Annotated in this window: 21 protein-coding genes; 15 read left to right on the top strand and 6 right to left on the bottom strand. The window is 63.6% G+C overall.

All coding sequences use genetic code 11. The annotated features are described in order from the left end of the window. Positions 1-353 precede the first annotated feature (353 nt). Both ACFVSU_RS06745 and ACFVSU_RS06750 read left to right on the top strand, forming a co-directional pair. Positions 354-521: a helix-turn-helix domain-containing protein gene (locus tag ACFVSU_RS06745; protein ID WP_387139865.1), complete on the top strand. Its 168-nt coding sequence runs from the start codon at positions 354-356 to the stop codon at positions 519-521. Then, positions 443-1,351 (top strand): IS481 family transposase, encoded by a 909-nt coding sequence (locus ACFVSU_RS06750; protein WP_387139868.1) that lies wholly within the window; start codon positions 443-445, stop codon positions 1,349-1,351. The genes ACFVSU_RS06745 and ACFVSU_RS06750 overlap by 79 nt, the downstream gene beginning before the upstream one ends. Before the next feature lie 343 nt (positions 1,352-1,694). Here the strand turns inward: ACFVSU_RS06750 and ACFVSU_RS06755 are convergent, their stop codons facing one another. From ACFVSU_RS06755 to ACFVSU_RS06770, 4 genes are all read right to left on the bottom strand, one after another. Continuing rightward, on the bottom strand, positions 1,695-2,933 hold the full coding sequence (locus ACFVSU_RS06755; protein ID WP_387141267.1) for an IS256 family transposase: 1,239 nt from the start codon (positions 2,931-2,933) through the stop codon (positions 1,695-1,697). Between the two features lie 199 nt (positions 2,934-3,132). Continuing rightward, positions 3,133-4,029, bottom strand: coding sequence for a dioxygenase (locus ACFVSU_RS06760; RefSeq protein WP_387139871.1), 897 nt, complete (start codon positions 4,027-4,029; stop codon positions 3,133-3,135). A 2-nt stretch (positions 4,030-4,031) separates the two neighbouring features. Then, the gene (locus ACFVSU_RS06765) at positions 4,032-5,144 is read right to left on the bottom strand and encodes a maleylacetate reductase (RefSeq protein ID WP_387139874.1); all 1,113 of its coding nucleotides are present in this window, start codon (positions 5,142-5,144) and stop codon (positions 4,032-4,034) included. Positions 5,145-5,254: 110 nt separating this feature from the next. After that, positions 5,255-6,028, bottom strand: coding sequence for an IclR family transcriptional regulator (locus tag ACFVSU_RS06770; protein WP_387139877.1), 774 nt, complete (start codon positions 6,026-6,028; stop codon positions 5,255-5,257). Positions 6,029-6,222: 194 nt separating this feature from the next. Here ACFVSU_RS06770 and ACFVSU_RS06775 point away from each other — a divergent pair, with 194 nt between their 5' ends. The 13 genes from ACFVSU_RS06775 (at position 6,223) to ACFVSU_RS06835 (ending at position 21,959) form a co-directional block, all read left to right on the top strand. Next, complete coding sequence (locus tag ACFVSU_RS06775; protein WP_387139880.1) at positions 6,223-7,419, top strand: FAD-dependent monooxygenase; 1,197 nt, start codon at positions 6,223-6,225, stop codon at positions 7,417-7,419. A 216-nt stretch (positions 7,420-7,635) separates the two neighbouring features. Next, positions 7,636-9,186, top strand: coding sequence for a mycofactocin system GMC family oxidoreductase MftG (gene mftG, locus ACFVSU_RS06780; RefSeq protein ID WP_387139883.1), 1,551 nt, complete (start codon positions 7,636-7,638; stop codon positions 9,184-9,186). Positions 9,187-9,212: 26 nt separating this feature from the next. Beyond that, entirely contained in the window at positions 9,213-11,033 is a 1,821-nt protein-coding gene (locus ACFVSU_RS06785; RefSeq protein WP_387139885.1) for a thiamine pyrophosphate-binding protein, read from the top strand. Positions 11,034-11,070: 37 nt separating this feature from the next. After that, a complete protein-coding gene (locus ACFVSU_RS06790) occupies positions 11,071-11,988 on the top strand; it encodes a sugar phosphate isomerase/epimerase family protein (protein ID WP_387139888.1) in 918 nt (305 codons plus the stop codon). Positions 11,989-12,105: 117 nt separating this feature from the next. Further along, positions 12,106-13,233 carry a sugar ABC transporter substrate-binding protein gene (locus tag ACFVSU_RS06795; RefSeq protein WP_387139891.1) on the top strand — a complete coding sequence of 376 codons (1,128 nt, stop codon included), beginning with the start codon at positions 12,106-12,108 and terminating at the stop codon, positions 13,231-13,233. Between the two features lie 60 nt (positions 13,234-13,293). Beyond that, complete coding sequence (locus tag ACFVSU_RS06800; RefSeq protein ID WP_387139894.1) at positions 13,294-14,787, top strand: sugar ABC transporter ATP-binding protein; 1,494 nt, start codon at positions 13,294-13,296, stop codon at positions 14,785-14,787. Positions 14,788-14,814: 27 nt separating this feature from the next. Next, positions 14,815-15,861 carry an ABC transporter permease gene (locus tag ACFVSU_RS06805; RefSeq protein WP_387139897.1) on the top strand — a complete coding sequence of 349 codons (1,047 nt, stop codon included), beginning with the start codon at positions 14,815-14,817 and terminating at the stop codon, positions 15,859-15,861. A 37-nt stretch (positions 15,862-15,898) separates the two neighbouring features. Further along, positions 15,899-16,321, top strand: a complete 423-nt coding sequence (locus ACFVSU_RS06810) for a heme-binding protein (RefSeq protein WP_387139900.1) — start codon at positions 15,899-15,901, stop codon at positions 16,319-16,321. A 260-nt stretch (positions 16,322-16,581) separates the two neighbouring features. Continuing rightward, positions 16,582-18,078, top strand: a complete 1,497-nt coding sequence (locus ACFVSU_RS06815; RefSeq protein ID WP_387139903.1) for a CoA-acylating methylmalonate-semialdehyde dehydrogenase — start codon at positions 16,582-16,584, stop codon at positions 18,076-18,078. A gap of 2 nt (positions 18,079-18,080) precedes the next feature. Continuing rightward, positions 18,081-19,226, top strand: a complete 1,146-nt coding sequence (locus ACFVSU_RS06820; RefSeq protein WP_387139906.1) for an acyl-CoA dehydrogenase family protein — start codon at positions 18,081-18,083, stop codon at positions 19,224-19,226. Beyond that, positions 19,223-20,284 (top strand): enoyl-CoA hydratase/isomerase family protein, encoded by a 1,062-nt coding sequence (locus ACFVSU_RS06825; RefSeq protein WP_387139909.1) that lies wholly within the window; start codon positions 19,223-19,225, stop codon positions 20,282-20,284. The genes ACFVSU_RS06820 and ACFVSU_RS06825 overlap by 4 nt, the downstream gene beginning before the upstream one ends. Beyond that, positions 20,281-21,189: a 3-hydroxyisobutyrate dehydrogenase gene (gene mmsB / locus ACFVSU_RS06830; RefSeq protein ID WP_387139912.1), complete on the top strand. Its 909-nt coding sequence runs from the start codon at positions 20,281-20,283 to the stop codon at positions 21,187-21,189. Before ACFVSU_RS06825 ends, mmsB begins: the two co-directional genes overlap by 4 nt. Further along, complete coding sequence (locus tag ACFVSU_RS06835; RefSeq protein WP_387139915.1) at positions 21,186-21,959, top strand: enoyl-CoA hydratase-related protein; 774 nt, start codon at positions 21,186-21,188, stop codon at positions 21,957-21,959. The genes mmsB and ACFVSU_RS06835 overlap by 4 nt, the downstream gene beginning before the upstream one ends. Before the next feature lie 16 nt (positions 21,960-21,975). On the opposite strand, the gene ACFVSU_RS06840 is transcribed toward ACFVSU_RS06835, so the two are convergent. Together ACFVSU_RS06840 and ACFVSU_RS06845 are read right to left on the bottom strand one after the other, a co-directional pair. Next, complete coding sequence (locus ACFVSU_RS06840; protein WP_387139918.1) at positions 21,976-22,509, bottom strand: MarR family winged helix-turn-helix transcriptional regulator; 534 nt, start codon at positions 22,507-22,509, stop codon at positions 21,976-21,978. 205 nt (positions 22,510-22,714) lie between these two features. Then, positions 22,715-23,880 (bottom strand): IS3 family transposase gene (locus ACFVSU_RS06845; RefSeq protein WP_387139921.1). Its coding sequence is split into 2 segments (ribosomal slippage): positions 22,715-23,593 and positions 23,596-23,880, totalling 1,164 coding nucleotides; the frame shifts between segments, so codons are not numbered across the junction. Positions 23,881-23,992 lie beyond the last annotated feature (112 nt).

Consider the following 23,992-nt stretch of genomic DNA (forward strand, 5'->3'; position numbering starts at 1 on the left):
GCCTGCCTGAACTTGCGGAGGCACGGGGGCCCGAACTGGCCTGACGCGGAGGAGCATCCACGGTCTGCCCCGATGCCACCGTGCAAGCTCGGAAGGTGCGTGACTGGTTGCGGCGGTGACGGTGTTATCTGAACCCAGGGAGGCCCGTTCCACTCCGATCCGTTTAGGTCGAGATCTGCCGAATCCTGCGGATCGTTGCGGCGCTCCGGTTTCTCCAGATCGCCCCAAACCATACCGATCCGCCACAGCTCTGGGCACAATGTGGGCACCACCACCATCGAGCGAACGAGCGCCTTCTCTAAAACTGACGGAGGTTGTTGACAGTTGGGTCTTCCGATTGGGAGGAAGATTCCATGTCAGACAGGGAGCTCGAGCGACGGGCGAATCACAAGCTCGCGGTGCTGCGGCACGTCGAGGAGGTCAGCTTCAATGTGGCCGCGACGTGCCGGTACTACGGGATCAGCCGGCAGGCGTACTACGGCTGGAAGCGACGATACGAGGCGGAGGGTTCGAGGGGCTGAAGGACCGCTCGAGCGCTCCGCACCACCAGCCGACGAAGACGGACCGCGAGGTGGTCGAGACGATCCTTTGGCTGCGACAGCAGTACCACTTCGGGCCGCAGAAGATCTCGATGTACCTGGCCCGTTATCACGACATCACCATCTGCTCGTCCGGGGTGTGGCGGATCCTCCACAAGCTCGGCCTGGGCCGACTGCCGACCTCACAGCGGTACAAGCGGACCCAGGCGAGGTGGAAGCGGTATGAGAAGCAGCGCCCCGGCCACGCGCTGCAGGTGGACGTGAAGTTCATCGAACCGTTGGGACAGAAGGGCAAGAAGAAGCGGTACTACCAGTACACGGCGATCGACGACTGCACCCGCATCCGGGTGCTGCGCGCCTACGAACGAAACGACCAGAAGACCGCGATCCAGTTCATCGACCACGTCCTCGCCAAACTCCCGTTCCAGATCGAACGTGTCCAGACCGATAACGGCGCGGAGTTCGGGCAGGCGTTCCACTGGCACCTGCTCGACAAGGGCATCGACCACTTCAAGATCAGACCCCGCACCCCGCGCCTAAACGGCAAGGTGGAGAGATCCCACCGCATCGACTCGGACGAGTTCTACAAGCTCCTCGAAGGCGAATTACTGGACGATGCCCGCCTGTTCGCGGAGCGACTCCAACAGTGGGTAGACCACTACAACTACGATCGACCCCACGGCGCCCTCGGCGGCCCAGACACCCTACGAGCGGCTCAAACACAGAGCAGCGGCCCCACTGTCATAGGCCTTCGTCAGTTGCACACGAACGACCGCCCCCAGCGGAAGCGTCCGGGGGCCAAAGGTATTTGAACCCGGTCTGTGCTGCTGTGCCCACACGTGTTCGAGTGAGTTCGCGATGATTCGGCGCAGTTCGAGGTCCCGTTCGAGGACGTCAAGAACGCATCAGGGTTCTTCGGGTTTACGCGATTCTTACGCACGTGTAGTGCAGCTCCGACAGAGCCGAGGCGGGCACCCGCGTCCGGAAGGCGCCAGGAATATCAGCGTGAGCACCATCGTCGAGCCCAATCTCGTGGGCGGCTGCTTCACCCCGGACGCTACGGGCGAGCCCATCGAGGTCCGCAACCCCGCGAATGGAGAATCAATGGGCCGGGTCGGGTCTGTCCGATGAACGGTGTTTCTGGGCCGGCGGTCATTAGTTGATGCGGCCTTCGAAGGCGATCGCGAACGCGTTCAGGGCTGGCTTCCACCTCGTTGCCCAGCGTGCCCTGCCCCGACCTGTCGGGTCAAGCGAGCGGGTCACGAGGTAGAGGCACTTCAACGCCGCGGCGTCGGTTGGGAAGTGCCCGCGCGCCCTCACCGCGCGGCGGTAGCGGGCGTTGAGCGACTCGATCGCGTTCGTCGAGCAGATCACCCGTCGGATCTCGACGTCCCAGTCCAAGAACGGGACGAACTCGGCCCAGGCGTTCTGCCAGAGCCTCGTGATCGCCGGGTACTGCTGCCCCCACTTCGCGTCGAACTCCCGGAACCGCTCCGCCGCCGCGGCCTCGGTCGGGGCGGTGTAGACGGGGCGGAGGTCCTTGCCCATCTCTTCCCAGTAGTGCCGGGATGCGAACCGGAACGTGTTGCGGATCAGGTGGATGATGCAGGTCTGCACTGTCGCGAGCGGCCAGGCCGTGTTGATCGATTCGGGCAGCCCCTTGAGGCCGTCGCAGACCACGATGCACACGTCCTCGGCGCCACGGTTCTTGATCTCGGTCATCACGCCGAGCCAGAACTTCGCGCCCTCGCCGCCGTCGCCGGCCCAGATCCCGAGGATGTCCCTCTCGCCGTTCACGGTCACACCGACAGCGATATAGAACGGCTTGTTCCGCACCTGCCCGTCCCGGACCTTGACGACGAGAGCGTCGATAAACACCACCGGGTAGACGCGATCCAGCGGCCGGTTCTGCCAGTCCGTCATCTCCTCGATCACCTTGTCCGTGATCCTCGAGATCGTGTCCTTCGACACCGACGCCCCGTACACGTCGTCGAAGTGCGCGGCGACCTCCCCGGTCGTGAGCCCGCGGGCGGTCAACGACAGCACGATCTCGTCGACCCCGGTCAGTCGCCGCTGCCGCTTCTTCACGATCTTCGGGTCGAACGAGCCGTCCCGATCCCGCGGCACGTCGATCATCACCGGGCCGACCTCGGTGAGTACCGTCTTCGCTCTCGTGCCGTTGCGGATGTTGCCGCCCTCAGCGGGCTGGTGCTTGTCGCGGCCAAGGTGCTCGATCATCTCCGCATCCAACGCGGTCTCCAGCACCCGCTTCGTCAACCCGTTCAGCAGCCCATCCGGGCCCAGCAGATCGACGCCCTGTTCCTTCGCTTGCTTCAGCAGTTGCTCCGCGAGCTGCTGCTCATCGATGATCTCCCCCGTCACAGGATCGATCATCTCGGTCGTGTCCATCACGGCCTGTTCCTCTCGGTCAGGCCGACCCAGAAACACCGGAAATCAGACAGTCCCGCCGGGTCCCCGCGGTGGACGAGGCCGACGCCACCGCGGTGTTCCACTGCATCGGCGTCGGTCAGGGACTCGCCGTCGTCCTAGAACGGTAGAACTATTCGGGTACTCGGAGCGAAAAAGTGGTCGCTTACGCGAGCGAGGCGAGGACGATGTCGAACCGCACTTCGCTCCACGAAGTGGGTATCTCCCTGCCATCGGGCGTCGGCGTCCCGGCCGGGTGGTGCACGAAGGTCTTGACGAGGGACTCCTTGACGCCGAACACGCTGTCCGTGGCGAGGTATGGATCGCCGTCGACGAAGATGTGTGTAACGAGCGGGCGGTAATCCTCTGCTGTGACCATGAAGTGCAGATGTGACGCCCTGTAGGGAGAGCGATCGACCATCTCCAGGAGTCGACCTACGGGGCCGTCGTGCGGAATCGGGTAGGGAGTCGGTGTGAGTCCCCAGAACCGGTACTCGCCTGCATCGTCACTGAACAGGTGAGCGCGACCGTAGGTTTGCCCGCCGTCGCGTTGAACGTCGTACATTCCATCATCGTCGGCTTCCCAGACTTCGATCCGCGCGTTGCGCACGGGTGTTCCGTCTGGCCCCCGCACCGACCCTGACACCCAACACGGTTCACCTTTGCCGCCCTCACCGATGTCGCCGCCGAGCTCGATGAGGGGCGCGTCGGAGACGAAGAACGGTCCGAAAACCGTCGCTTCGGTTGTGGATGCACTGCTGGGGCTGTTCACGCCGATGGTCTGCATCGAGATGCCCAGCACGTCGGACAGCAGGATAAACTCCTGCCGCCAATCTGTGGTGATATGTCCAACCTCGGTCAAGAACATGATGGCGGTGTCCCATTCACGTGAGGTGAGACGCACCTCCCGCACGAAACCATGCAGATGATGCACCAAACTCTGCAGAAGGTAGCGCGTCCGGTCGTCGGGGGCCCCGTCGAAGGACGCGATGACCTGCTCCTCGAGCAGCTGTTCGCGCTCGAACTGAAGGTCGGGAAGTGCCTCGGTGTCTTTGTTCGGCATAGTCATCCTTCGTCGATTTCGTCGCCGGCCCACGCTTGAAGAAGCAGAACCTCGAGATCACCCTGATCCACTCGGCGAGGGTTCGAAGGCGGGATCGATGCCAGTGATAACGACGCGGCTTCGGTCACATCCGACCGTGCCAGTCCTAGCTCTGCGAGCGATCTGGGGGAATGCAGCTCACTTCGGAGATGAAACAGAGCCAATGCCGCTGGCGCCCCGTCAAATGCGGCGCTGAGCCGCTCCGCGGCCTCCGAAGCGTAGGGCAGATTGAAGGCCGTGGTGTACGGCAGGAGTGCGGCGTGCATGTCAGCATGCGGGAGGTCAAAGCGGCCCCCGAGGACGTGGGCGATCTTGTGGTGTAGCCCGCTGCCTGCGCTCGCGAATGAGACGGCGGCGAGATAGGCCCCGTACAGAGTGCGTTCGCGCGCTCTGATATCGTCCGGATCCGCATTGATCGTGCGCAGCCCGAGGGAAAGCACGCGGAGCGCTTCGGTGGCCAACGCGGCATTGATGGGGTCCGCTCGCGGACCCCAGAACGAATCGATCGCGTGCGCCATGGCGTTCAAGCCGGAAGACACGACGAGATCGAGCGGGAGGCTGGTAAAGAGATCTGCGTCGTAAACGACGACTTGCGGCAGCACCCGACGGTCGACACCGGTCGTCTTGTGGCCGTTCTCGGTGATGCCCCACACATCGGTCGCTTCGGAACCGGCGAACGTCGTGGGAACTGCGATGATCGGAAGGCCGGTCTCGCGCGCCACGATCTTCGCCAGGCCCGTCGATGACCCGCCTCCAATGCTCACGATGAGGTCGCACCTGTGTGAGTCCGCCAGGGCCACCGCGTCGAGAGCGCGTTCAGCGGGCACGTGTTGCACCACCTCGCCTACGCGTGCTGCCACAGGAACTCGCTCGGCGATGGAATCGGACAACTCGCTGGCGAAGGCATCGGAGACGAGGAAAACACGCTGAGCGTGGAAACTCGCGACAGCGGCGACGCAATTCTCTACTGCACGGCCTGTGCGGAAGAGGACTCGCTGGGCCAGACTCACGTGATCGAAGGCAATCTCTGGGATGGCTGGTTGAGCATCAGATTGCTGGTCCGACGAACGAGGCATCTGCCCTCCTGCGGCAAGTTAGCCGGCCTCGACTCGCTCGGACCAGCGCAACAACATCGTGACTACAGGAAGATTCGCTCGCAATCTCGCGGTTCGTTCAATGAACTTCCTTAACCCGCCTTCACGGTGATCCCGGGTTTCCATCCCAGCAGTCGTGACAACCCCAGACCCGAGGCGAGAACCGCCGCGGCGGTCGGCTGCAGAGCGACGGAATTCGTGCTGACGACAACCGATAGAGCGGCGACCACGCGCCCCTCGCCGTTCACGATTCTGGTGGCGACCGAATCTGCTCCCACAGTGAGTTCCTCTTGAACGATCGCGGTTCCCGTGACTCGACATGCTGCCATCTGTTTGCGCAACTCCACCGGGTCGACAATCGTCCGCGGGGTGAACCGTCGAAGCGGTCCCGCGAGGATGGCGTCTGAAAAGTCTTGCAAGGAATGGCTCAACAGCACCTTCCCTGCGCCGGAACAGTGGAGTGGCAGTCGCCCCCCGACGCGAGAGAGAAGTCCGAGCGCTCCAGGCGCCGACCTGCGCTCGATGATGACAGCGTCGTTCCCTTCTATGACTGCCAGCTGCACATGCTGCTGCAACGCTGTGTGGAGGTCCTCCATGAAGGGTCGGGCGAGCGTCCGCAGTGATTCGGTTCGCGGCGCGCGAGTGCCCAATTGCCACAGGCGCAGACCGACGCTGAATCGGCCGTCCGGAAGCTGATCGAGCGCCCCGGCGTCGGCGAGCTCGTGGATCAGGCGTCGGGCCGTTGCATGTGGGATTCCAGTCGCGCGCACGATATCAGCGAGGCTGAGGGCCGGGGATCCGTCCTGAAAAACGAACAAGAGCGCCAGGAGGCGGGACGCGACACTCCGTCCCGGTTCGTTGGCCATGGGTGCGATCGTCGGCTCCCTCCGTGAGCGGTAGGGCGCACGGGCCTCGCCCTACGAGGCTCGACTCTATAGCTAGAGAAGCACCACATAGTTCGTTGGATGAACACGGGGGAAGACTGAGATTTGCGTGCAGGAGATCATTGCGAATCGTCACGCCATGAGCTGATCGGAGCAATGAGATGGCAAGAGAATCTATGTCGGGGCCGCAGATCGCCATCCTTGGCGGCGGTATCGGCGGACTCGCCACCGCGGCGTTTCTCCATAAGGCCGGTGTTTCGGCCACCGTTTACGAGCAGGCTCCGGCTCTTCAAGAGGTGGGCGCTGGACTTGTCGTCGCTCCGAACATCGTGCGACTTCTCCGCCGTCTCGGAGTGCTCGATGAGCTCACCCACCGCGCTGTGAGGCTTGATGCTGGTTGGGAATTTCGACGGTGGCAAGACGGCCAGGTCCTTTCCGTCGAAGATCTCCGAGATAGGTGCGCCGAACTGTACGGTGAACACACATATACCGCGCACCGCGCGCACCTGCTCGATGCGGTCAAGTCGGCGGTACCCCAGAGCGGTGTCTTGTTGGGCAAGCGGTGTGTCCGGTATCGGCAACACGACGGGCGAGCTGAGCTCACCTTCGAGGACGGCGAAGTCGTTCGTCCGGACTTCGTCATTGCTGCCGATGGTATTCACTCGGTGGTGCGGCGAGCGCTCGTAGACGCCATCCCGCCTTCGTTCTCGGGAATCTCCGCGTACCGCGCATTGGTGGATGCCGAGAAGGTATCTGACTTTGCCCGCCGGCCGGCGCAGACGTTGTGGATCGGCCCAGGCAGACATCTTGTCCACTATCCGATCTCCTCAGGCAAGTTGGTCAACCTCGTCGCGTTCGCGCCTGCGGGTGACTACTCCGTCGAGTCGTGGAACGCGATGGCGACGGTCGAAGAGTTCTTGGGTGAGTTCGATGGATGGGATTCGCGTCTTCTGGATCTGATTCGAGCCGCCAACACTCCCGGCCGGTGGGCGCTGCTCGACCGCGAGCCGCTGGAGACGTGGACCGACGGCACGTCGGTGCTCTTGGGTGACGCAGCCCACCCTATGTTCCCGTTCTTCGGGCAGGGGGCTGCTCAGGCGATCGAGGACGCGGCAGTTCTTGCAACGCTCATCAGTGATGAGCCGCAGGACCTCGAAGTGGTGGCACTACGGTACGAACGCATTCGCCTACCGCGCACCACCCGACTGCAGCGGGTCAGCCACGGTCGGTCGAGTATCAATCACCTCGCCGACGGGCCGGAGCAGGTCGCGCGCGATCGCTCATTCAACCTCATCGACCCACTCGTTGAGAATGCGTGGATCTACGGCTACGACGCAGAAGCGGATGCGCGGCGCCCTCGTGTCGTCGAGTGAATTCACGCGGAATCGACGCTGCTGTTGCATGGGCAGTGAGCGTCGTGTTCGGTGGCTGGAAAACACGGAGCATTTGTGTTCACTGAATGAACTTCACGGGCGCGGACTCGCTTAGAGCGAGGGACGATTGCCAGACACATACGCAACGAAGCGGAAGTGCCCCGGAACATAGGCCGGGTCCGGTTCGTCAGAGTTGACCGAACGAAGGGGTGGAAGATGACTGAGTACGACGTCATCGTGGTCGGAGCTGGTTCGAGCGGCTCCGTGCTGGCAGCGCGCTTGAGCGAAGGTGGCCGGCGGTCAGTTCTGCTTCTGGAATCCGGCGATGTCTACGGCGGCGATGTCTCCCAGTTTCCGGAGTCGATCCTCGACCCTTCTGACTTGAGCGGTGCGCTTCCCGGCGGGCTGCACAATTATGCAGTCACCGGCTCCCTCATCCCGGATAAGGTGGCGCCCGTCGTCCGAGGGCACGGCATCGGCGGTTCGGGCTCGGTCAATCTCGCCTACTTCCAGCGAGGCACGAAGTCCGACTTCGATACCTGGGCGAGCCTCGGAAACGACGAGTGGTCCTACGAGAATGTGCTGCCCTTCTTCCGCAAGCTGGAAACGGATCACGATTTCGCCGGTGAGCAGCACGGTACAGATGGCCCGGTTTGGGTGCGCCGCGAACCTGGCGACCGCGCGCCTCAGTTCACACAGGCCTTTACAGAAGCAGCTAAAGGGCTCGGATTCGCCGAGATCCCGGATACGAATGCCGGCGGCGCGGACGGTGTGGGTCCGGTGCCCCTGAACATCGCGGGAAAGCATCGGGCGAGCGCCGGCTACTCCTATCTCGTGCCGGCGATGTCGCGACCTAACCTAACGGTGGTCGACAACGCCCGTGTGCTGCGCCTCGTCCTCGATGGGTCGGTCTGCGTCGGAGTGGAAGTGGACGTGGCTGGCGAGCGCCGTACCATCCGCGCAACGGAGACCATTCTGGCGGCGGGCGCACTGCGGTCTCCGCTGATCCTGCTGCATTCCGGCATCGGCCCGGCGGATCAGCTTCGCGAGCACGGCATCGACGTCGTGGCAGATCTTGCAGGAGTCGGGGCCGGTCTCACAGATCATCCTCAGGTCGGAATCCGCTGGTTGACCAGCGATCCAGTACAGGTGATCCCCGGGCGTGGCGTCATGACGAGTGCCTTGAGCTGGACATCGGAAGGGTCGACGGAGAGGGGAGACCTCGAGCTTCTCCCATTCGTCGCTCCCCTCGGTGACATGATGCGCATTCCGCGGGAGGCCCAACCCGATCCTCTGCGCTACCCGGTGCTGATCCTCCTGCTTCAGCAGCCGGAAAGTCGTGGGTCTGTGCAGCTCACTTCGAGCGATCCCTTCGACCAACCGCGGATCGACTGGAACCTCCTGGCAACTGACAGCGATAAGCGTCGGATCAGAGAGGGAGTGCGCGTCGCCGCCGACATCTTCCACAGCTCGTCACTGACCGACGTCGGCGGGCGGCTGATCAACCTCGATCCGTCCGACCTGAAAGATGACAGCGCTCTCGATGGCTGGGCGTCTGCGAACTTCTTCACTGTCGGACACGCATCCTCGACATGCAGGATGGGCAGCGTCGACGACGACACAGCCGTGGTCGATCAGTACGCCCGGGTCCACGGCGTGGCGGGCGTCCGTGTGGCGGACACCTCGATCTTCCCGCACATCACATCGCACGGCCCTAACGCGACGGCGTTCATGGTGGGCGAACGCGTCAGCTCTTTCATCAACTGAGTTCAGACAACCAAAGGAGAAGTCCCATGAGTTCCGAAGACTTGAGTGCCCCAGAAATGCAGATGCCGAAGCTGGAGAGCAACGAAGACACCCTCATCCACCAAACTGTGGAGGGCGTCGAACGAACTGGGGCGGAGGCGATTGCGGATTCCCTCGTTGCGTCTGGCGTCGAGATCGTCTTCGGGTACACCGGAGGTGCTGTGCCCGCCCTGACGCAGAGTCTCTTCACGCGCGAACTCGCCGACTTCGGAGGGCGCACGGAGACAACTGCGGCGTGGATGTCCTACGGGTACAACCGGATGAAGCGGCGGGCCGCGTCGGCTGTCGTCACGTGGGCCGTGGGGGCACTGCACACTGCACCGGTCGTGTACGCCGCGAAGCTCGATGGCACACCGCTTCTTCTCATGGCGCTGGACAACCCTCCCGCGTTGGAGGCACGGGATCCGCTTCAAGACGCGACGGAGAACTTCCATTCGTTGAGGCCGCTGTCGAAGTACGCCAAGAAGGTGACCGATGCGGGCGACCTGCCGGTTATCGTTCGCCAAGCCGTGAAGGAAGCGAGCACGGGCCGGCACGGTCCAGCCGTCCTCGACTTGGCGCAGACGGTGATGTATCAGACCACCTCCATGGCGGTCGAAGAGCTTCACCTTCCCCGCCCGCCTGCTGCACAGAGCGCCGACGTGAACGAGATCCTTCGACGCTTGATCGAAGCGGAACGTCCCGTGATCTACGCCGGGGCGGGCGTGCACGTCGCCGGTGCGGCAGAAGAGCTTCGTACTCTGGCCGAGATGCTGGGGATTCCTGTCGTTTCGACATCATGGGGCGGGCGCGGGCTGCTGCCCGACGCTCATGAACTCTACGCAGGGGCTTCCGGTAACTTCGGTTGGAGGTCGGCGAACGATGCTCTTCAGTCATCCGATCTCTGGCTCGCGATCGGGACCTCTTTCTCGCAGATGAGCACGGGTTCATGGACGATCACGAAGCCGCAAGATGTCATTCACGTCGATGTCGACCAGCGCGAGATCGCCAAAATCTTCCAGCCGGCCTTGGGTGTGGTGGCTGATGCGAAGACATTCCTGGAGCAGCTGATCGATGCTGCGCGAGATCAGAGCGTCGAGCCGAGGACAGAGAGCGACCCGTGGCGAATGGACGTGGCTTCTGCCAAGTCCGAGTGGCTCGAAGACATGGACTCCTGGTTCGACGGTACTGAAGTGCCGATCAACCAATACTTCCTGATTCGCACCCTCTCGGAGCAGCTTCCCGAAGATGCCTTGGTTGTCGCCGACTCCGGCGGAAACGCTTTCGGGATGTACCGAGCTTTCCAGAACAAGGTCGTGACCCCCCTCGCAACCGGAGGTCGCTACATGTCTTTGGGTGCGGGTCTTCCGGTCGCGATCGGAGTGAAGCTGGCTGTGCCCGAGCGCACTGTAGTCGCCTACCACGGCGACGGCGGCTTCTATTACGACTTGATGGAGCTGTCGAACCTCGCCGAGCACAATCTCAAGGTCATCGTCGTCATCGACAACAACGGCGTTCTCCTGGCAAATCGCGCTTCCGCGAAGGCGACAGGCCTGGACAATCCGTGGATCGAACTACCCCAGACGACGGACTTCATCACGGTCGCGCAGGGATTCGGTGTGGGTGGAGAGCGCGTCGAAACCCCCGATCAGCTGATCCCGGCGATCCAGCGTGCGCTAGCGGCGGAGGGCAGCTACGTACTGGATGTGCGGACAGATCCCGGAATGCGTCTCGTACGTGCACTGAAGAACATCATTCCGATCGTCGGCGATCGCACTCCCAAGTCCGGCCACCTTACGCGCGTGATCGAGGGGTCATGGCCAAGCTGATGCGCGGAATAGCCTGCTCGACTGGCCGGGCTGACTCATGAACCGGTCGGCAGACGTCAGCTGGCGACCCGTCAGGCACGAGTGGGTATTCCAGTACACATCTCACCTCGGGTACCTCCCTCCCGAGTTTCGACCGCAGTTCGTGGAGACGGTTGGTGTGGAGGTGGAGTCCGATCCGCAACGCCACGTCCAGTTCGCAGCGGACATCGGCATGACAGGCGTGATGTATCCGTGGGCGCTCAGCAGGCCGCCCAAGGAAAGTGCCACGGTGGCTCGGGCTCTTCGAGAGTTGGGATTGCGCGGTGGGGCGGTAGTGAGCGTCCCTCTCGCGGAGCTCGGCAAGCCGCAGTGGGCGGATCGATCCGCCCATGGGCGTGCCGAGCTCGAAGACCGAGTTCGGGCAGCAGTGGGTATGGCGCGCGAGCTGCGTTCAGGGCTCATCGTCGCGTTCCCGTCCGTGGACGGGCCCGTGACTGACGAGCACCTGAGCAACGTGGCCTTGAATCTCCGCGACATGAGCCGAATCTCCGGCGATGAGGGTATCGGGATCGCTCTCGAACCAATGACCCTTCTGCCTCATGTAGTCGTTCGCTCCATCGATACTGCCGTCGACCTCGTCGCCCGCGCCGAGAGTGAGTCGGTGGGGATCATCTATGACACCGGACACGTTGCGACCATGGGCGACGATCTGCTCGATGCCCTCGACCGGGTCTACCCCTATCTCTCGCTTGTGCAGTTCGCCGATCAGCCGGGTCGAGTTCATCCCGGGGGTGGGACGCTCGACATCACGGCTGTCGCAGTGGACCTTCTTCGGCGCGGCTACCGGGGACTCGTCGATCTCGAGCACGGGTGGCCAGCACTCGACCGCGACGCGGAGACAGCCGGCCTCCAGCAGTTGAGGGCATTCGACGACGGCGTGCGCCAAGAATTCGCGGTGACAACGTCGCGTCTCTGACTTCTACCCGATGCGGCGGCCTCTAAAGCGCTGACCGCGACCTCTAGGCGTTGTCGAGAATGTCGGCCGCGCTGATCGAACCTGCCATCCGCAGGCCAGCAACGAAAGGAAAGACCCATGTCAAAGCAGATTCTTGGGATCCTCACGGCCACACTCGCCCTCGGCCTTGTGCTGAGCGGGTGCGCCGGAGTCGCGCCGGAGGGCGATCCCGCGAACAGCGGCGGCGCGGACTCCGCGGATGTTAAGGCTGCGGAGGCCGTCGTCAGCGAGTACACGGGGCAGCCCAGCGCGTTTCCGGTGACCGAGCCGCTCGCGGTGCTGCCTGCGGGCGCGCGGATCGCCTTCATGGATTGCGGTTCGCCGATTTGTGCTCTGTTCGGAGACTTGATCAAGGAGCCGGCCGGCGAGCTTGGGATGACCGTCACCAGCATCGAAGCCGGGACCACTGCGGACGGTGCTGCCGCAGCCTTCGACACGGTGCTTGAAGGAGGGTACGACGGTGTGATCGTCGTCGGACTCGCGCCGTCGCTCTGGGCGCGGGAGCTCGAGGAACTCAACGCCGCAGACATCAAGATCGTCACGACTGGTATCGATGGCATCGAACCGGAGAGTGTCGTCGCCACGGGTCACGGCGGTCCCGGCAACTACGTAGGCGGTGAGATCATGGCGAGCTGGGTGGTTGCGGATAGCGGAGGTTCGGCTGACTCGGTGTACTTCAAGACGCCCGAGATCTCGGCTTCCGAGGCGTCCGCCCGGGGCTACGTCTCGCAGATGGAGACGATCTGCCCGGACTGCTCGGTCGAAGTCATCGATATTCCCGTCTCGCAGTTCGGAGCGGGCGGCGCGCAGATCGCTGTGGATTACTTGATCGCCAATCCTGACACTCGGTACGCGGTGTTCGCCATCGGTGAGCAGGCCGGCGGTTTGCCGGCTGCTATGCGTGCGGCCGACGTTACCGACGTCAAGACCATGTTGTATGCGCCCGATCCGTCTGTGCTGGCCGGTATCAAATCGGGCGACTTCACGGCGGGGGTGGGGCTGGATCTCCCGACAATGGTGTGGACGATGGTCGACTCGATGGCGCGAGGGGTCACCGACCAGCCCATCGATCAGCTCGTCCTGGATGAGGCGATTCCTCGGCAGATCCTGACCGCTGACGATCTGGACGGCGACTTGAGCGCCGGGTGGAGTGGGTATCCCGACTTCGCGGATCGATTCAACGCGCTGTGGGCTGACGCAAAGTAGGCATCTTTCTGCGGCCCCAGCGCAGACGCCCTGGGGCCGCAGAACCCCGAAAGGAACTCGATGAGTGATGTGCTTCTCGACATCCATGGACTGACCAAGCGTTTCCCGGGGAACGTGGCGCTTGACGACGTGTCAGTGAGAGTGAAGCGCGGCGAAATCGTCGCACTGCTCGGGCACAACGGTTCGGGTAAATCGACATTCGTAAAGATACTCTCGGGCCTGTACGAGGCTGACGCGGGTGAGGTCAAACGCGGAGCTCCACAGCACCCGACCGATCTGCATTTCATTCACCAGAACCTGGGTCTCGTTGGGACGCTGACTGTCGCCGAGAATCTCAGCCTCGTGACGAAACCCCGCGCAGGCGGCGTGTTGCCTGTACGTCGCACGCAGGAGAAGGCGGAGGTGGCGAAACTCCTCGCCGAGTTCGGCGGCTACTTCGACGCGGACTACAGGATCGATCAATTGAGCGCCGCGCAGCAGACGATCGTCGCGATCGCGCGGGCCTTCCAGGGCTGGACGAGCAGCGACAACGTGCTCGTCCTCGATGAGCCCACTGCCACACTCCACGGTGAAGAGGCGCAACTTCTGCGAGATGCCGTGCGCGCAGTTGCGGCGAGCGGTGCCGGGATTATCTACATCACGCACCGGCTGGACGAGGTGATCGAGCTCGCTGACCGCGTTGTCGTGTTGAAGAACGGCGCTGCCGTAGCGAGGAAGAGTCGCGGTGAATACACGCAGCGCGACCTCGTCGATGTCATCACCGGCGGCAACATCGCGACGCAGGGTGCCGTCGTGCGTTCGGGAACCCGTGGTGCCGTGCGGCTCGAAGTTCGTGGGCTCACATCGCCGCACCTGCGGGGCGTCGATCTCGAGGCTCACGCGGGAGAAGTCCTCGGCATCAGTGGACTCATCGGGTCAGGCATGGAGTCTGTGAACGCGACGATCTTCGGTGCAGCCCGAATTCAGAACGGTACGGTCTCCGTTGATGGCGCCGTTCTGGCTGATCCTGCACCAAGCGCGTCGATTCGACGTGGAATCGGATATGTCCCTGCCGATCGGCGAGGTCTGGGGAGCGTGGCGACGCATTCCGCGCGAGAAAACATCACGCTTCCCCGCCTTTCCGACCTCCGACGGGCGTGGGGTTCTGTCGACCGGCGGCGCGAGAAGGCGGAGGTGCACGAGTGGATGTCGCGGGTCAGGGTCCTTCCCGCTGGTTTCGATGAGCAGCTGTTCGGCCTGTTCAGTGGCGGAAATCAGCAGAAGATCATGCTCGCCAAATGGCTCCGACTCGGTCCCAGCGTGCTGCTGCTCGATGAGCCAACGCAGGGCGTGGATGCGGGCGCACAGAGCGAAATCTACGGGCTCATCCGCGAAGCAGCGAAGTCGGGCGCGGCGGTCGTGGTCTCATCCAGCGACGCGAAGGAGCTCGCGACGATCAGCGACCGTGTGCTCGTGATGCGCGACGGAGTCGTGGCGGATGAGTACAACGGCGAGCGAATCAGCGAAGCGGTCCTCGTGGAATCCGCCATCAGCGAGGCGAGCTGGCCAGCATGACATTTCAGACGAAGGTGTGGATCTCCCATGAACGCAAATAAGAGGCTGTCGCGAGTGTTGCACGCATTGAGCTTTCGCAACGCGAGCGCCCTGTGGGTGCTGGCGATCATCGTGCTGGTCTTCTCCATCACCATCCCTGAGACTTTCCTGGCCCCACGGACATGGCTCTCGCTACTCGACACGCAGTCTATTGCGGCCCTCACTGCGATCGCGCTCATCATTCCGCTCGCAGCAGGTGCCTTCAATCTGGCAGTTGGGGCCCAAGTGGGTGTCGCATCGATGATGATCGCGTGGCTACTCGTCCCGATGGGACTTCCGCTCCCGCTCGCGCTCGTGCTGACTCTCACCTTCGGTGCTGCCGTGGGCTTCGTGACGGGGCTTCTCGTCGTCGTCGCTCGCATCGACTCGTTCATCGCGACGATGGGTGTCAGCTCGCTGCTTGCTGCGGTGGTGACCCTTCTGTCCGGTGGTCGTCAGATTCTGGGAATGCCGCAACCGCTGGTGGATTTCGGGAGCGGGCGGGTGTTCGGCTTCACCTATGCGTTCCTCGTCATGCTCGTGCTCGCGGTCATCGTTTGGTACGTGATGGAGCGAACGCCCGTGGGGCGTCGCATATACGCGACGGGTGGAAATGCCGAAGCTGCGAGGCTTTCGGGGGTCAGGGTGTCCTGGATCATCGTCGGAGCGCTCACAGCCTGCGGGATCATCACGGGGCTCGCGGGTGTTCTCGTGACCGCGCGACTGACGAACGCCGATCCAACGATCGGGCCCGCTTACCTCCTGCCGGCCTTCACCGCAGCGTTCCTCGGTGCGACACAGTTCGGCCGTGGGCGATTCAATGTCTGGGGCACCGTGCTTTCGGTCTATGTCCTCGCTGCCGGCGTCAAGGGGCTGCAGCTTTCCGGAGCTCCGACGTGGATCTCCGATGCTTTCAACGGCGTCGCCCTGCTGGTCGCGGTTGGCCTCGCGGCATCGACGCGGGTCGGAGGACGGCGCTCGCTGGTGGATCGCGTCCGAAAGCGGCGCGTGTCGAGGATCGAAGCCCCCCGCTCGCGTGCGACGGTCGCGAAGTAAGGAATTGGTGGCGACCTTGGGACTTCACACGATCAACGTGGCGACGCTATCCAACGACTCTGCCCTCGCGCTCATCCAAGCCGCCGGCCGCAGTGCTCGGGAAATCGGCAAGCCATTCAGCATCACAGTCGTAGACCGTTCCGGCCTGGTTCTCGCAGCGTCACGGATGGATGGCGCAGCTCTGACGACCTTGAGCCTGTCGAGAGACAAGGCAGTCACCGCGCTGGCTGTCTCGGCCGGAACCGGCGCGTGGCAGGGTCGTCTCATCGAGACATTCGGCGCGGCCGGCCCGGCGCTCTTTGCCGCAGCGTCTCCCGAACTGGTGCCGCTGCCCGGGGGTGTTCCGATCGTCGTGGGTGGACAGATCGTCGGATCGATCGGCGTGAGCGGTGGAGTCGCTGACGAGGACGTTGCGGTCGCACGTAGTGCTCTCGCCTCCGTGGAATCAGGGCTGTCATGATCCCCCAGACGGGAGCACGTCACCTCACCACCATGAACGACGACGCGCGCACTGACGTCACTGGCCTCGCGGCCGATCTGTCTCGGTGTCCGTCAAGCGCTCGCAGTCGTTTCAGAACTCTGACCAGCGCGGACTGCAACGCTGACTCCACCGCTGTCAGCCGACGCTACGCGCCAGGACGGGTCGTCGCTTGGAAAAGTAGTTGATATTCCAACTATCTAATTGATATTCTAATTTTAATGATCGGAAGGAGCGCACGGATGCGCGAACTGACTCACTTCATCGACGGCGCGCATGTTGCGGGCGCGTCTGGACGTTTTTCCGACGTTTTCGATCCCTCGACGGGTGCTGTGCAGGCCAGGGTGCCGCTGGCGTCGGTGGAGGAGGTGCAGGCGGCTGTTACCAGTGCGGAGAGCGCGCAGCTGGTCTGGGGTTCCTGGAACCCGCAGAGGCGAGCACGAGTCCTCCTCAGCTTCCTAGACCTTGTCGCGAAGGACACCCCGAACCTCGCGCGTTTGCTTTCGAGTGAGCACGGGAAGACGCTCGATGACGCCAAGGGCGACATCCAGCGCGGTGTCGAGGTGATCGAATTCGCTGCGGGTGGTCCGCACCTGCTCAAGGGTGAATACACCAGCGGTGCGGGGACGGGGATCGATGTCTATTCGATGCGCCAGCCCCTCGGGGTGGTCGCGGGGATCACGCCGTTCAACTTCCCCGCAATGATCCCGTTGTGGAAGATGGGGCCGGCTTTGGCTGCGGGCAACGCCTTCATCCTCAAGCCCAGCGAGCGAGACCCCAGCGTGCCCCTCAGACTCGCCGAGTTGTTCCTCGAGGCGGGTCTTCCGGCGGGAGTGCTGAACGTGGTGAACGGCGATAAAGGTGCTGTGGACGCGATTCTTCACGATCATCGGGTCAAGGCTGTCGGATTCGTCGGATCGACGCCCATCGCGCAATACATCTACTCGACGGCCGCAGCGAATGGCAAACGGGCGCAGTGCTTCGGCGGCGCGAAGAACCACATGATCGTGATGCCCGACGCCGACCTTGATCAAGTTGCCGACGCGCTCATCGGTGCGGGCTATGGATCAGCGGGCGAGCGCTGCATGGCGATTTCGGTCGCGGTGCCGGTGGGTGCGGAGGCAGCTGACGCGCTGGCCGCGAAGCTCTCGGAGCGAGTGAGCCAGCTTAAGGTAGGTCCTGCGCTCGGCGGAGATAGTGATTACGGGCCGCTTGTAACGCGTGAAGCTCTCGACCGCGTCGCGGGCTATATCCAGACCGGCATCGACGAAGGGGCGACTCTCCTAGCCGACGGTCGCGGCCTCGAAGTCCCGGGGTACGAGAAAGGCTTCTACCTCGGACCGACATTGTTCGATCACGTGACGACGGACATGACAATTTACCGTGAGGAGGTCTTCGGACCGGTGCTGGTGATTGCGAGAGCGGATGACTACGAGCAGGCGCTCGCGATGGCCTCAGAGCATGAGTTCGGCAACGGCGTAGCAATCTTCACGCGAGATGGCGACGCGGCTCGTGATTTCGCAGCGCGGGTCAACGTGGGAATGGTCGGAGTGAATGTTCCCATCCCTGTTCCCATTGCTTACCACACCTTCGGAGGCTGGAAGAAGTCGGGCTTCGGCGACCTGAATCAGCACGGACCGGACGCGTTCCGCTTCTATACGAAGACGAAGACCGTCACCAGTCGCTGGCCTTCGGGAATCAAGGAAGGTGCAAGCTTCGTCATCCCGACGATGCACTGACCATGGGCTCCACGACGCTAGAAGAACGTACCGCAATCGTTGAAGCCGTCCGGGATTTCGCGCAGGCGGAACTCGCGCCGCATGCCTCCCGATGGGACGCTGAGAAACACTTCCCGATAGATACGCTGCGGTTGGCGGGCTCCATGGGTCTGGGCGGAATCTACGTCCGGGAGGATGTTGGGGGCGCAGGGCTGTCGCGGCTGGATGCCGTTGCGATCTTCGAAGAGCTCGCGAAGGGTGACACGACCATTGCGGCCTACATCTCCATCCACAACATGGTCGCCTGGATGATCGACGATTTCGGCTCAGATGAGCAGCGCGAGCAATGGCTGCCGGGTCTCACTTCGATGAACGCTCTGGGAAGTTACTGCCTGACGGAGCCCGGTGCCGGCTCGGACGCGGCGGCCATCACTACATCGGCGATGCGCGACGGCGACGATTACATCATCAACGGGGTGAAGCAATTCATCTCAGGTGCAGGTTCCTCTGCCCTGTATGTCGTCATGGCGCGCACTGGTGAGCCCGGCTCCCGCGGCATCAGCGCAATCGTCGTGCCCGACGGAGCGCCAGGTCTGAGCTTCGGCCCCAACGAGGAGAAGATGGGCTGGAACGCCCAGCCCACCAGACAGGTAATCCTCGACGGTGTGCGAGTTCCGGTATCTCATCGCCTTGGCGACGAGGGCGACGGGTTCGCAATCGCTATGAAAGGACTCAACGGCGGCCGGGTGAATATGGGTGCCTGCTCACTCGGCGGCGCACAATGGGCTCTGGAGCGCGCGACTCGATACGTACAGGAACGAGAGGCGTTCGGTGCCTCGCTCGCGACGAACCAGTCCGTCGTTTTCACCCTTGCGGACATGGAGACGGAGTTGCAGGCCGCGCGCGCGCTGCTCGAGCGGGCCGCAGCGAAGATGGACGAGAGAGCGCCCGACACAGCAGCGGCCTGTGCGCTTGCTAAGCGATTCGCGACAGATGCTGCGTTCGTGGCGGCCAATGCCGCCCTGCAGCTTCACGGCGGCTACGGCTACTTGAAGGAGTATGGGGTCGAGAGGGTCGTCCGCGATCTCCGGGTTCACCAGATACTGGAAGGAACGAATGAGATCATGCGGCTCATCGTCGGTCGCAGTCTCCTGGGCAAGACTGGATGAGCGAGCAAGATCGGCCTGTTCTCATCGAAAGCCGTGGCCGTCTCGGAGTGATCACGCTGAATCGACCGCGAGCGATCAACGCACTCACACATGAGATGGTCGAAATCATCGCGAGAGCTCTCCGGCAGTGGCGCGACGCGGAACAGGTGTCCACGGTAGCAATCGTCGGCTCGGGGGATCGCGGGCTTTGCGCGGGTGGCGATGTCGTCGCCCTGCACCGCGCTGCTCGCGAGAACGACCTCGAGAGCGCGGCGCGCTTCTGGCGTGACGAGTATCGGATGAATGCGATGATCGCGCGCTACCCGAAGCCGATCGTTGCGGTTCAAGATGGATTGGTGCTGGGCGGTGGGATCGGCTTATCTGCTCATGCGTCCCATCGCGTCGTCACGGAGAGATCGCGACTCGGTCTTCCCGAGGTGACGATCGGATTCGTCCCCGATGTCGGCAGTACCTGGCTCTTGTCTCGCGCGCCCGCCGCGGTTGGTGTGCGGATGGCGCTCAGCGCCGAACACATCGGTGCCGCGGATGCGATCTTCGCGGGGCTCTCCGATCACCTGATCGCGAGCGACCGTGTACCTGCGCTCCTGCACGGTCTCGAGACCGAGGAGCCGGCGACCGTGATCGCGCTCCTCGCCAAGCACGTCGGCGCCGCGCCGATAGCCGATCGCTCCGGCGCGCTCGCATCTGCGTTCGCAGAGGGCGACGTCAATGACATCGTGACAGCGTTGCGCGAGATCGGTGAGATCACACTCGCGGACCGAATTCTGGAGAAGTCGCCGCTGGCGCTGTCAGTGACGTTGGAATCTCTTCGGCGCGCACGGGACCTCGAGCTCGAGGCGGTGCTCGAGCAGGAGTTCATCGTGTCTATGAACGCACTGGTCGCGCCAGACTTCGCTGAAGGCATCCGCGCCCAAGTGATCGAAAAGGACCGCGCACCGCGCTGGCAGCCGCCCACGCTAGCTGGTGTCACCCCAGCTGAGGTAGACGGGTACTTCACTGCCGGGGCGGGCGGCACTCTCAATCTCGTTCCTTCCCTTTCGTCAAAGGAGACATCATGAGCACGATCGCTTTCCTCGGGCTGGGCCACATGGGACTCCCCATGGCCCTCAATCTTGCCGGTGGCGGTCACACTGTCGTCGGTTTCGATCCCATGCCACTCGCCGTCGAAGCGGCGGTCGCCGCGGGGCTGACGCTCGCGGACTCCGCGGTCAGCGCCGTAATTAACGCTGATGTCGTCATCACGATGCTGCCCACCGGTCGTCACGTCGTTGACGCGTACGCTGGCCGTGATGGCGATGCCGGGCTCCTCGACGTCGCGAGGCCTGGCACAGTCTTCATCGACTCCTCCACGATCGCTGTTGACGAGGCGCGGCATGCGCATGCTCTCGCTGAGGCGGCCGGGCATCGAGCACTAGACGCACCGGTTTCCGGTGGCGTGATCGGCGCCGAGCAAGCAACGCTCGCCTTCATGGTGGGCGCCAGCGAGGCGGACTTCGCATTCGCCCGTCCGATTCTCGAACGCATGGGGCGACGCGTCGTGCACTGTGGCGCGCCCGGGCTCGGGCAGGCGGCGAAAGTGTGCAACAACATGATCCTCGGCATCACCCAGGTCGCTGTGGCCGAAGCATTCGTGCTCGGCGAGAGACTCGGACTGACGCACCAGGCCCTGTTTGATGTTGCATCGAACGCCACGGGTCGGTGCTGGGCGCTCACGACGAACTGCCCTGTGCCTGGCCCCGTGCCGTCGAGCCCGGCCAACAGGAACTTTGAGCCAGGGTTCGCCGGCGCGCTGATGTCGAAGGATCTCGGCCTCGCTCGACAGGCAATCGAGATGACGGGGGTAGACGCGCGGATGGGAATCCTTGCGCAGGATATCTATCGCGCCTACTCGGATGGAGACGGATCGAGGAAAGACTTCTCGGGCATCATCGAAGCCATCCGCGAAGGGCGGGCGCGGCGATGACCTACACGACGATTCTGTCTGAGGCCTACGGGAGGGTTGGGCAGATCACTCTCAATCGACCCGAAGCGCTAAACGCGCTGAACAGCACGGTGATGCGTGAAGTCGTGGCTGCGGCGAGAGCTTTCGACGAAGATTCGTCGGTGGGAGCGATCGTGCTCACCGGCTCGGAGCGAGCTTTCGCTTCGGGTGCGGACATCAAGGAGATGGAGGCGAAAACCGGCATCGAGATGACGATGGACGATCATTTCGGCCCCTGGGCGGATTTCGCGGCGGTGCGGACGCCCGTCGTCGCAGCGGTCGCGGGTTACGCTCTGGGCGGCGGGTGCGAGTTGGCGATGATGTGCGACATAATCCTCGCCGCTGATACGGCGAAGTTCGGTCAACCCGAGATCAACCTGGGCGTCATCCCCGGAATGGGGGGCTCGCAACGCCTCCTGCGAGCAATCGGCTATTACAAGGCCGCGGATCTGATCCTCACCGGCCGCTTGATGGACGCGACCGAGGCGGAGCGAGCTGGGCTCGTCTCACGTATTGTTTCCCCGCAGGATCTCCTGACGGAGGCTAGACACCTGGCTGAGACGATCGCGTCCAAGTCACTTCCATCCGTTTACGCGGCGAAAGCCGTCCTGGACGCTGCGATGGAAACCACGCTCGCAGAGGGCCTTCGCACTGAGCGACACGTCTTCGCGTCGCTCTTCGATACCGTCGACCAGAAGGAGGGAATGGCGGCGTTCCGCGAGAAACGCGCCCCACAGTTCGCGCATCGCTAATCGGGTGCCAGCCGCTTCAGAGCGGTTCGGGGAAATCGACCGGCTCCGCGAAGTCGCCTTCGCCTTGGCGGAATCGAGCGAGGGTGCGAACAAGAGAAACCATTTCAGGTTCGGCGAGGGCAGGGTCGGCGAAAACGGCGTTGAGATCGACTGTTGCCCGCTCTACAAGATCGCGCCCACGCTCTGTGAGAAGCAGGAGGGCGGCTCTGCCGTCTTGAGGATGCGGTTCGCGCTGCACCAGACCGTCTCGGACGAGTCGGCGAACGGTGTGCGTGACGCTGGCGGGGTGCACCTGAAGTCGCGCAATGACGCTTGACTGCGGCATCTGGCCATCGCGCGAGAACGCCAGAAGCCGCAACAGCTCGAATCTGGCGAATGAGAGCTCGAACGGAGCCAGCGCGCGCTCCACACGGCCGAGCATCACTTGCTGCGCCCGCATTATCGAGGTGACGGTCGACATGCCCGTCGCCGACGATACCCACCCGTGGGCGATCCATTGGCGCTTGGCCTCCGCGATCGGGTCCACGGCAAGCGGCTGATCTTTGGCCATCACCACTCCTCCCGAACCGGTATTCATCGACGATGACCACGCTAGCTGTTCTTTTCGGAGAAGACGCCGAAGAGCTTTCGCGAGCTTGCCGCCGACCTCTCCGCGCGTGGAATTGGCTCTGCGCGCGGCCAAGCGGTGCCGTCGCTAACGCCAGGGTTCACGGCGTCTCGCCGGGACTGCTGCACGGATAGGTGACAGTTCCTAGTCACGCCGCGAGAGCGGCTGGCGTGTTCATGATCGCCTCGAACTCGACCGGGGTCAAACGGCCCAGACGGGGTTGCCGGCGGCGCCGGTGGTAGGTCCGCTCGATCCAGGTGACGATCGCGATCCGCAGTTCCTCGCGGGTGGCCCAGGAACGGCGGTTGAGGACGTTCTTCTGCAGCAGGGCGAAGAAGCTTTCCATGGCGGCGTTGTCACCCGCGGCGCCGACGCGACCCATCGATCCGGCCATCCGATGATGGGCGATCTCGCGCAAGAACTTCCGACTGCGAAATTGCGATCCTCTGTCGCTGTGGATCACGCAGCCGGCGACGTCGCCGCGCATCGCGACGGCGTTGCGCAGCGCGTTCACCGCGAGGTGTGACTTCATCCTGGAGTCGATCGAGTATCCGACGATCTTGCCCGAGAACACGTCCTTGATCGCGCAGAGGTAGAGCTTGCCCTCGCCGGTGTTGTGCTCGGTGATGTCCGTCAGCCACAGCTGATTCCGCGCGGCGGCGGTGGGGTCGCGTTCGACGAGATCTTCGTGCACCGGCGGTCCGACCTTTCCGCCCTTGCCGCGCCGGCGTTTGCCGAACCTGCTCCACCAGCCGTTGCTCGACGTGATCCGCCACGCGGTGCGGTCCGCCATTGCCTCGCCGGCATCGCGGGCCTCGTCGGCGAGGAGCCGGTGCCCGAACTCGGGGTCGTCGCGGTGCGCGTCGAACAACGCGTTCGCGCGATACGCCTCCACCACCTCGGCGTTGGTGATGGGGTCCGCCAGCCACCGGTAGTAGGGCTGGCGGGAGAGCTTGAGCACCCGGCACGTCACCGCGACGGGAACACCGTCCGCGGCGAGCTCACTCACGAGCGGGTAGAGCCTTTTCCCGGCAGGTTCGCCTGCGACAGATACGCTGCCGCGCGGCGGAGCACTTCGTTCTCCTGCTCGAGCAGCCGGATCCGCTTGCGCGCCTCGCGCAGCTCAGCGGACTCGGTGCGGGTCTGGCCCGGCTTGGCGCCCTCGTCGATGTCAGCGCGACGCATCCACTTCTGCAGCGTCATCGGGTGAACGCCGAAGTCTTTCGCGATCTGCTCGATCGTCACTCCGGGCTCGCGATTCCTGGCGACGCGCACCACGTCGTCACGGAACTCGCTCGGGTACGGCTTGGGCACAGCAACATCCTTCCAGGCACGCCCCTCGGGGCAAGCCAGATCAGATGTCACCTACTCGTGCAGCAGTCCCGCCCGATCCGAGCAGCTCGTCTGGCATTTGGTGGTTGCGAAT

This window comes from Microbacterium sp. NPDC058062 (assembly GCF_042885375.1).
GTDB lineage: Bacteria > Actinomycetota > Actinomycetes > Actinomycetales > Microbacteriaceae > Microbacterium > Microbacterium trichothecenolyticum_C.